This is a genomic window from Cyanobacteriota bacterium (assembly GCA_025054735.1).
Lineage (GTDB): Bacteria > Cyanobacteriota > Cyanobacteriia > SKYG9 > SKYG9 > SKYG9.
Genome location: JANWZG010000125.1, coordinates 1 through 9,478 on the forward strand (window position 1 = coordinate 1; position 9,478 = coordinate 9,478).

Consider the following 9,478-nt stretch of genomic DNA (forward strand, 5'->3'; position numbering starts at 1 on the left):
CAGTCACAACTAGGCGATACGTTACAGGCTTGCTGTGGGCAACACTAATCCATCGCAATTTGATACGAACTTGGGGCTTGTAGACTGTTTAGCGAGAATCCGATGTTGAGTATTTGTCAGAGATAGCCCCTTGGCTTGTTCCATCGGGAGTTACTCTAACGCTTAAACTCTGACGCTCAGAGTAAAGGCTTGGACATGAGTACAGTTAAAGCTCGTAGTGAGGACTCAAGCGTGAGGACTCAAGTCCTCACTACGAACGAACTCAAAAGTGAGGACTCAAGTCCTCACTACGAACGTGATTGTTAACCTATGCACGGTTGTAGACGGCGTTCCTTGGCGAGTGGCTGATTACAGCCCATTGTCGCCCCAACCTCTAGTTGATATAGATAGCTTGAAAGATAGTGAATCTAGCTGATGGTAACCCGCACGATCGCGTCGTTGAAGTCATTGTCACCACCACCTAGTTGATCTTCAAACCCAAACAGGTTAGAGCCTAGCAAGCGGATGTGATCACGACCATCGACGTTAGCTGCCAAGTAGGCAAAGAAAGCATTGACTTGGTTCGGTGCGGCCAAGAAGCCCTGGGCAGTATTGTTAGAAATTATGAATGGTGCATAAATGCGACCTGCTGTCATGTTGTTGATATCAACCCGGTTCAACACTGCTTCCCGCGCATAGTTAGCATCTCCAGGGTTAAAGACACCGTTGGCAGTTGTAATGCGACCCGTCAGAGCATCATCAACGGCATAGAAGCCGATCGTGTTATTAAACGCCGCTTCAGATGCCACAATTACAGCCCGTCCATTCCCTGTGCCAGTGAGGTCAACCACCTCACGGACACCCTGGAAGGTAGTGCCTCGAACTAAAGCCCCATTAGTATTTGTGCTCACTGTGACCTCTAGGTCGTTGAAATCAGCATCAACACTGTCCTCGAAGCGCAATACAAAACGGTTGGCTCCTTGTGCTGTCACCTGTAGGTTTGCTGGCACACCAAACAGCACCTGGGAGGCTGGAGTTTGACCTGCTAAGACAGCATCGGTTGTGCTGTTGCTAACAATGTAGAAGCGCAAACGACTACCGGCTGCGTATCGCAACTCTCGCGTGAAGTCCGTGAGAGAAGTGAGGGTACCACTCCGGGCAGGATCCAGAACTGAGTAGATGACGTTGCGCCGAGCAGGACTCAGGGCAGCGTTGACATAGCCAGCACTTCCTGGTGCTAGACCACCAACTGTACCCGCATCATCATCCACTAGGAACACGCCCAACTCGTTGATAAACGCTGCACTGCGCTGATTCAGCGTAAAGCTCAGGTTGCCGCCTGTGCCGCCTACTAGAAACACGTTGGGAGACACTTGAGACAGGGTAGGATTGTTGCCGATCGGCGGCGCATCATTGTCCAAGATTGTTAGCGTGGCAGGTGTGTTACTAATAGTGTAAGCTCTGCCTCCACCAGCATTAGGGCCGCCTGTGAGGGCTAGTTGCACTGTTTCATTGGGGTCAAAGACAGCATCATCTACAGGTGTGATCGTAATTGTTGCAGTAGTTGCCCCACCAGCGACTGTCACTGTACCATTGGTGCCTGTGAAGGTTGTAGCTCCTGTAACCGTGTAATCTGCAGTTAGGGTAGCCGTGCCGCCGACACTAAACTCAAAAACAGCCCCACCAGCAGGAGCGGGTGAGTCTAGAGTGATGGTAAAGGTACCTGGTACCGAGCCTTGCTCTGATGGAGTGCCGGCGCTAGCCAACGAAACTGCCGTGACTGTCGTGCCACCGAAATTATTGGGAGTACCAGCTGGTGATTGATTGTTAGTGAAGCTGGTACCAACAACATTACTGACGCTACTGTCGGAGTTAAAGATGCCGCCACCACCACCGGTAGCCGTATTGTTCTGGATAGTGCCACCTGTAATGTCCAGTGTTGAGTTATTGCGGTTACGGATTGCACCACCCTGATTGGCTGTATTGGCCGTAAAGTTGCTATTGGTGACTACCAACACTGAATCGGGTAGGCCAGCACCGCCACCATCATTTTCGATCGCGCCGCCGCCATCACCAGCTGTATTGTTATTGAAGGTGCTGTTGGCAATAGTAGCGTTTCCTTCCAAGTTAAGAATGGCACCACCATCATCCGACGCGCTGTTATTGGTGAATGTGACATTATTAACTGTCAACGAACCTCGATAGTTGGCAATTGCGCCACCATCATCGTGAATGCCTGCAGGCCGAGCAGCCGTGTCTTCAGTGCGGCCTCCAGTCAGGGTCAGGTTATTGAGGGTAAGGTTACCGGCAGCACTCGTGGAATTACCATCAACTAGAAACAGGCGAAATGGATTGTCTGGGTCAGCTTCCCGTTTAATCGTTGCGCCATTGCCATTGATGGTAATCGTAGTGGTGATGCGAGGCAGCCCTGTTCTGCCATAGAAGAACCCTACAGGAAATTGGAACGTGTCAGTACCAGGGGCAAAGGTAGTCAGGGTATAGGTGCCACCCGCCAAGTTGATGGTACTGGCATCATCAGGATTACTATTTGCGCTATCGATCGCAGCAATTAGCGCAGCTACATCCCCCGCTGGAACATCGAAAGTTCCTAAGACCCCACTGTATGACTTCAAGGCTTCTGGGTGAAAGGCAAGGGATGGGGTCACGTCACCAATGGTCACCTCTAAATCCCAGTCACCACCCAAGGCAGCGTTACCAGTACGATCGTCCGAAGCTGCGATGGCTGCCCCCGTCAACTCGTGAAGGGACTGTAAGAACAACATCCCCTGATCACCAGCAGCAACATTACATCCATACAGGAACAACGTTGCTGGCTGAGAAAACCAATCTGCTATCCGGCTTTGATAAGTGGCTAAATTTGCAAGACTTAAACTCTCGTTACCCAGGTATAGCTTACCAGGTGCACCGTGGGACACCACATGTACCTGATCGACTTCCGGATGACGCTGAAGGGCTGCCGTCATTTGCTCAACCCCAGAGCGATCGCCCGCTAACACCACTACCTCTGTATTATCAGCCGCACTTTGTAAAAAATGTTGGCAATCAGTAACGGCTGCATCCACAAAAACCAAACATTTCATCAACGGATCCCGTGCCATAGCCTACACACTCCTCTCTTGTTCTGCTTTGACCATCATACGAACCACGCTGCTCATTGTATGGCTTGCTTGCCATCCCAACTTTTCTCGCGCCTTACTAGGGTTTCCCCGGCTGACTGCTAAGTCGGTCGGTCGATACAGACTTGCATCTGATACGACATGTTGCCGCCAGTCTAGCCCAACTTCTGAAAATGCGATCGCCACGAATTCCTCCAGGCTAGAGGTTTGTCCTGTTGCGATCACGTAGTCATCGGGCTGATCTTGCTGTAGCATTTGATACATTGCCTCCACATAATCAGGTGCCCACCCCCAATCTCGCTGAATCGACATATTTCCTAGTCGTAATGTTTCATTGCTACCTGCCGCAATTCGACAAGCAGTGGCAATGATTTTCTTGGTTACAAACCGCTCTGGCCGCAATGGGGATTCATGATTAAATAAAATGCCTGAGCAGGCAAACAATCCATAGGCTTCTCGATAGTTGGCAACTTCCCAGAAAGCTGCTGCCTTGGCAACTGCGTAAGGGCTGCGGGGATGAAAAGGGGTCGTTTCATCGGCTGCTTGGTCGCCAATGTCACCAAAGCACTCACTGGAACTAGCGTTATAGAACTTAACTGGGTAGCCCAAAAATCGAATCACTTCTAGCAGGTTTAAGGTGCCAATAGCGATGCTATCTAGAGTTTCTACTGGTTGCTCAAATGACAACCCTACTGAGCTTTGCCCTGCTAGGTTATAGATCTCATCAGGCTTGACTTTACTTAGGGCTTGCAGCACGCTGCGAAAATCGGTTAAGGCGACTGACATCAAGTGCAACTGGTCATAAATGCCTAGGCGCTTGAGGTTGGCAAAGGATGAAATCTGGGCATCTCGAGATGTGCCATAGACGGTGTAACCCTTATCCAGCAAGAGCTTCGCTAGATAGGCTCCGTCTTGGCCCGATACTCCACAGATTAGTGCTGTTTTCATACCTTGTGTGATGGTTGAGGAATAACTTGGCTGTCAGTTAGCTGTTGTACTCGTGCTGGGGTCAATTTTGGTCAAGACTATTGTTATCCTTTGTGCTTCTCATTAGGACTGTATAGTCACCTGAGGTAACTGAGTGCAAATAGTATAGGAGAGATTTTGTGATTTGATTACCTCAATCTAAGACGAAGCTAAATTAAACCTAGACTTAATAGTTGTCCTTGACTAAGCAATTGTCGAGCGGTGTAACAGCAAATTCCTAAGTCTGATTTAGATCTTTGCCCCCACGTAATTGATAAAGCTCACCATCTTTCCCTAACTCATCCACAACACTGCTAGCGTGGAGCACTCGATTCGCGATCGACAATGCATCACTCAATACACCGAAGATGTAGAGGGCCTGGTCTACCTTCTTCATCCTTGCTTGCAGCTTGGCTTCTTCCTCTTGATTGGCAGCATTAGCAGCTTTTTCCATCAGGTTTAATATCTGCCCACGTTCAACCTTGCAATGGGCGTAGGAATCTTTGAAGTAGTCACGCAACTGCCTTACTAGCAAGGCTACTGACTGATCATCCTTCAAAAAATCAAGGTTTTGATTATCCATATCAGGCATATGAGAACAGTAGCAAAATGATAATGTGTCCTTAGAATACCACTGAGGTCAAGTTCTCTAGAGTGAGGGGGTGCTGCCTGTGATTGAGCGATCGTTAACTGTGGCAGCAGCCAACTGTGCTAATAAAGATGGGGTAGGGCTATGCCTACCCAGACAAGCCTCTACCCCATGTCTACAACATAACCCTAGCAGTCTTCACCCACAACCACAAGCCCTATTGTCTCAAGCGTCTATCAGGTTGGTTAACATAACATTATGAATTGATTAGGAAACCGTTCCAATAGTTGTAACGATTCACGACTAATGCCATAGTTTTGTGACCAAGAATTGCAACTTTTAACAAGAGCTATGCCCCTTCAGCCCTCTAGTAATCGTTGGACTGAAATCGTGACCTCTGGGAAGGCAACTGGGCAAATTTCACCGCTGGTGAGTGTGACCTCTGAATGATAATCACCATGGCTGGGGTCGCGAAAAACTCGAAGCTGGGGTGTTTTGAGAGCTACAACCCAATACTCTGGAATATTGGCAGCAGCATAGATTTTACGCTTTAGGTCGGTATCCTGCGCCAAGCTGCTGTGGGCAAACTCAATCAGCCAAAAAATATTTTCAGGAAAGGGATGGTGTTGAAGGTATTCTCGTCCCAATGGTTGCACGATCGCCAAATCTGGCTCTGGTTCAGAATTACTAGCAGGGATGGTGATTGGTTTTCCTTGGCGAATGGTGACTCGATCGCCGAGGAGAATTTTTAGATACTCGGCTGATTCATGGCTGAAATATGCATGGGGTTCCCCCTCTGGGGCCATTTCCACAATCTCTCCGTTTAATAACTCAACCCGACGATCATCTAACAGACCAACGTCGATCATGCGGTGATAATCCTGAAGTGTCCACTTGGCAAGTGTTGTGCCCACAGCTTACCCTCCCGGCAACTCTTGTCTAGCTTATCATTGCTGTAGTTTAGCTGAAGTGGCCCATACTGAGCAGGGCGATGGTTCGACTGTCCACAGGCTAGTCTGCACCAGCGATCGGAGCAAAGCCTTGACGTTGAATGTTCTCAGTAATAGTGCGAGGTTCCAGGAATTGCAGCAGGTAGTCAGGGCCACCAGCCTTGGAGCCAACACCAGAGAGTTTGAAGCCACCAAAGGGTTGACGGGCAACGATCGCCCCCGTGATTCCTCGATTGATGTAGAGGTTACCCACTTCAAACTCTTGCTCAGCTCGGTGAATGTGAGAAGGAGTGCGAGAATAGAGGCCACCCGTAAGGGCAAAGTTAGTGCCATTAGCGATATTCAGGGCTTCCGAGAAACTGCGAGCACGGATAACTGCCAGTACAGGGCCAAAAATCTCTTCCTGGGCGATTGTAGCCTGGGGTGGCACGTTAGCAAAAATGGTGGGAGAAACAAAATAGCCTGTGGTAGGTACTGGCATCTCTAAGGCTAGATCAGCTTCCTGTTTACCCTTGGCAATATAGGTTTGGATGCGGGCTTGGGCAGTACCGTCAATCACGGGGCCAACACGGGTACCTGGACGATCAGCCTCGCCGATGTTCAATGATTTGGTTGCTTCCACCAGTCGGGTCAGAAACGTATCGTAGATAGTGTCAAGGACGATCGCCCGTGAGCAGGCCGAGCATTTTTGACCACTGTAGCCAAAGGCTGAGTCCACTACCCCTTGCACGGCTTGATCTAAATCAGCGCTTTCATCCACAATGATGGCATTTTTGCCCCCCATCTCCGCGATCACGCGCTTGAGGTGCCGTTGTCCTGGTTGCAGCATAGCAGCATCTGCATAGATACGACAGCCTACCTCCTGGGATCCGGTAAAGGTGATCATATGAACATCAGGGTGCTTAACCAAGTGTGCACCTACGGTGGATCCCTTTCCCGGTATGTACTGAAAGACACCAGCAGGAATGCCCGCTGCCACTAAGATTTCCGTTACCTTGGCCATAATCACAGAGGCGGTCTCCGCTGGCTTCAGCAACACACAGTTACCCGTCACTAGTGCTGCTACGGTCATGCCTGTGGGGATGGCGATAGGAAAATTCCATGGCGAAATGACGACCACAATTCCCCTGGGCTGATAGTGGTAACGGTTTGTTTCCCCCGGCAGGTCATAATTTATGCCTTTATCTAGGCGCTCCATCTCGTCAGCATAGTATCGACAAAAATCAATCGCTTCTGAGACTTCTGCATCTGCCTGTCGTAAAGGCTTGCCCACTTCTAGCACAACCCAGGCAGCTAACTCGGCTCGTCGTTGGGCGATTAAATCTGCTGCTTTGCGCAAAATGTCAGCACGGGCAGCCACTGGAGTGTTTCGCCATGCTGGAAAGGCAGCCTTTGCTGCTTGCACAGCTCGATCGGCCTGTTCGATGCTAACTAACCCGACCGTCCCTACGACTTCAGATGGGCGAGAGGGATTTACTGATGCCACGGTGGTGAGGGTTGCTTCATAGGTACCCTGGATGAGGGGCTGATAGGATTTGCCCAACTGTTGCTTCACGGCTTGCAGTGCAGTCAGGGCTTGTTCTCGCAACACAGCGTTGGCGTAGTCAGTGTCAGGGGCATTACGGAAGGAGGGCATCGTAGCGGATGATAGCAGCATAGGGTAATGGGAATAACGAACAGTGAGTAATTGCGAATTGCACGCTAGAGAATTGGTCATGAATACCTGGAGGCTATTATGATGATGCAAGATGGGTGCGATCGCTAGTCATTGATTTAGTAAGATTCGCAATGTCAGCAACCCATGATTTCCATCATCCTGCCACCATTGTGGGGCTGTAGCTCAGTAGGAAGAGCGAGCGCCTCCTAAGCGCTAGGCCGTGCGTTCGAGCCGCACCAGTCCCGTTTTTGGTTACCTGTCGCTAGTCGATTGCGCTGGCAAGGGTCGCTTGAGGAATATGTAATCATCCACTGGCTGATTGTTCAACAGATGTTGCTGAATGATTTGCTCTAGCACCTCAGGTGTAGCGCTGTGGTACCAGATTCCATCAGGGTAGACCACAACAATCGGCCCCTGCTGACAAACCCGTAAGCAGTTCGCTTTGGTTCGGAAAATGCAGCGTGGTTCAGGTTGGGTAGTTGTCTCGGTCTCGACCAGGGGAGGTAGGGTAGGGCGATCGAGTTCCAAGTCCTTTAACCGCTGTTTCAGATAATTCCATGCCTGCAAGCTCAACTCTTTGTCGCAACACTTGGGTACGGTTTGGTCAGCACAAATAAAAATGTGACGCTGGATATAGGGCATCCCTAGCGCCTGTACACAGGTGGCTAACGAGTCGCAGGGGATGGCTGCTCTCGTAGCAGTGGAAACTGCCGCACTGGCTAGGCTGTCTGGTAGATTGGTAGAGGTCATAGGCAAGGCTAGTCGTGGTGGGTATGCCCTTACTGTACCCTAATGCTGGGTATGTACGGGGTGAATGCATAGAGCAGAGCATGAACAGAGCATGAGTAGAAATCATGACAGACGAAGAGCAACAGATGAAGACAATGCCATCAATAACTAGCCGGACGGGAGAATGGGGAGATGGAGCAGAGAAGGGTTCTGTGTCAGCGGCTGACATCAAACTGCTAGTGTTGGATATTGATGGGACGATCGCAGGGCGTTCTAATCAGGTACGAGAACCGGTGATCGCAGCAGTCAAAGCAGTACAGGCAAAGGGCATTCAGGTGGCGATCGCAACCGGACGTATGTATCGATCGGCTCTGCGGTTTCACCAAGCTGTGGGATCAACTCTGCCATTGATGGCCTATCAGGGAGCCATGATGCGAGATCCTGCTACGGATGCAGTGATCCACCACAAAACTGTCCCCATGGCACTAGCAATGGCGCTGCTAGATGAGCTAGAACGTCCTGCCTGGCGTGATCAGTTGTCAATTCATGTGTACATTGACGATCAGTTGTATGTCCGTGCGATTTCAGCGGAAACGTTGGATTACGGTCAACGCTCCAGCATTCAACCGATCCCCGTTGGTGATCTCCGTCAAGCCCTGAGCCGTGAACCAACAAAATTGCTGGCTCTTAGTGAAAATCGCGACCTAGTGGAAACAGTGTTAACAGAGTTGCGACAGCAGTATCGCCCTGACCAGTTGTACCTCACTAGATCTGTGGACACCTATTTTGAGGCTACCCACCCCCAAGCTAACAAGGGGATCGCAGTGAAATATCTGGCTGAAGAGGTGCTTGGTCTACGGGCAGAGAACGTCATGGCGATCGGCGATAACTTCAACGATGTAGAAATGCTGGAGTATGCTGGCCTTAGTATAGCCATGGGTGAAGCCCCTGAACCAGTGCAGGCGATCGCTGACTGGGTAGCCCCTAGTGTGGAAGCAGATGGTGCCGCCGTCGCTATTCGCAAGTTTCTACTAACAGACTGATGACTAAACGAGTAACCCTGATTGGGTTGAGACCATAGCTGCCATGACTTGGTTAGGATCCACAGCGAAGGGTAAGCGGTGAATATCAGAGTTAGGGGCACAGGCAACCGCAGCCACATGGGCCAAATCTGCGATAGTAATGGTTCCTAACCCCAAGTCCTCTAGGGTAGCTGGCAGGCCGATCGTGCCATAAAACTGAAGCAACTGCTGACGGGCAGTGGCTGCTAGATGGTTACTCTGTACCATTTCCTCTAACCGTAGCTGCACCAAAATGCCATAGGCAACCTTCTCTCCGTGGAGAGTGCCATGACTGGCTGACAGGTGAGTCAACCCATTATGAATAGCGTGGGCGGCAACCGTGCGACATTGAGCACCTCCCAACCCACCAACAACACCCGCTAGAAGGACTGTGGCATCGACAACCTCTC

The 9,478-nt window shown here is 50.4% G+C and carries 7 protein-coding genes, 1 tRNA gene and 1 pseudogene; 2 read left to right on the forward strand and 7 right to left on the reverse strand.

Going from position 1 to position 9,478, the window contains the following annotated elements; translation table 11 throughout:
* Window positions 1-407: 407 nt before the first annotated feature.
* From NZ772_07850 to pruA, 5 genes and pseudogenes are all read right to left on the reverse strand, one after another.
* Window positions 408-3,098 (reverse strand): DUF4347 domain-containing protein, encoded by a 2,691-nt coding sequence (locus NZ772_07850; GenBank protein MCS6813470.1) that lies wholly within the window; start codon window positions 3,096-3,098, stop codon window positions 408-410.
* Between the two features lie 3 nt (window positions 3,099-3,101).
* Entirely contained in the window at window positions 3,102-4,064 is a 963-nt protein-coding gene (locus NZ772_07855; protein MCS6813471.1) for a GDP-mannose 4,6-dehydratase, read from the reverse strand.
* A 256-nt stretch (window positions 4,065-4,320) separates the two neighbouring features.
* Window positions 4,321-4,665: a hypothetical protein gene (locus tag NZ772_07860; protein ID MCS6813472.1), complete on the reverse strand. Its 345-nt coding sequence runs from the start codon at window positions 4,663-4,665 to the stop codon at window positions 4,321-4,323.
* Between the two features lie 365 nt (window positions 4,666-5,030).
* A complete protein-coding gene (locus NZ772_07865; GenBank protein MCS6813473.1) occupies window positions 5,031-5,585 on the reverse strand; it encodes a Uma2 family endonuclease in 555 nt (184 codons plus the stop codon).
* A gap of 97 nt (window positions 5,586-5,682) precedes the next feature.
* Window positions 5,683-7,248: pseudogene (gene pruA, locus NZ772_07870) on the reverse strand (L-glutamate gamma-semialdehyde dehydrogenase).
* 202 nt (window positions 7,249-7,450) lie between these two features.
* Here pruA and NZ772_07875 point away from each other — a divergent pair.
* A tRNA-Arg gene (locus tag NZ772_07875) sits at window positions 7,451-7,523 on the forward strand.
* A gap of 7 nt (window positions 7,524-7,530) precedes the next feature.
* On the opposite strand, the gene NZ772_07880 is transcribed toward NZ772_07875, so the two are convergent.
* Complete coding sequence (locus NZ772_07880) at window positions 7,531-7,920, reverse strand: ferredoxin (protein MCS6813474.1); 390 nt, start codon at window positions 7,918-7,920, stop codon at window positions 7,531-7,533.
* Window positions 7,921-8,162: 242 nt separating this feature from the next.
* Between NZ772_07880 and NZ772_07885 the strand changes: the two genes are divergently transcribed.
* Window positions 8,163-9,050: a Cof-type HAD-IIB family hydrolase gene (locus tag NZ772_07885; protein ID MCS6813475.1), complete on the forward strand. Its 888-nt coding sequence runs from the start codon at window positions 8,163-8,165 to the stop codon at window positions 9,048-9,050.
* A 3-nt stretch (window positions 9,051-9,053) separates the two neighbouring features.
* Here NZ772_07885 and NZ772_07890 read toward each other — a convergent pair.
* A partial coding sequence (locus NZ772_07890) for an iron-containing alcohol dehydrogenase (GenBank protein ID MCS6813476.1) occupies window positions 9,054-9,478 on the reverse strand: 425 nt, incomplete at its 5' end.

Excerpts from the sequence above, each read along its gene's own strand:
- NZ772_07850 (MCS6813470.1), bottom strand. The coding sequence starts at position 3,098 with ATGGCACGGGATCCGTTGATGAAATGTTTGGTTTTTGTGGATGCAGCC.
- NZ772_07855 (MCS6813471.1), bottom strand. The coding sequence starts at position 4,064 with ATGAAAACAGCACTAATCTGTGGAGTATCGGGCCAAGACGGAGCCTAT.
- NZ772_07860 (MCS6813472.1), bottom strand. The coding sequence starts at position 4,665 with ATGGATAATCAAAACCTTGATTTTTTGAAGGATGATCAGTCAGTAGCC.
- NZ772_07880 (MCS6813474.1), bottom strand. The coding sequence starts at position 7,920 with ATGCCCTATATCCAGCGTCACATTTTTATTTGTGCTGACCAAACCGTA.
- NZ772_07885 (MCS6813475.1), top strand. The coding sequence starts at position 8,163 with ATGCCATCAATAACTAGCCGGACGGGAGAATGGGGAGATGGAGCAGAG.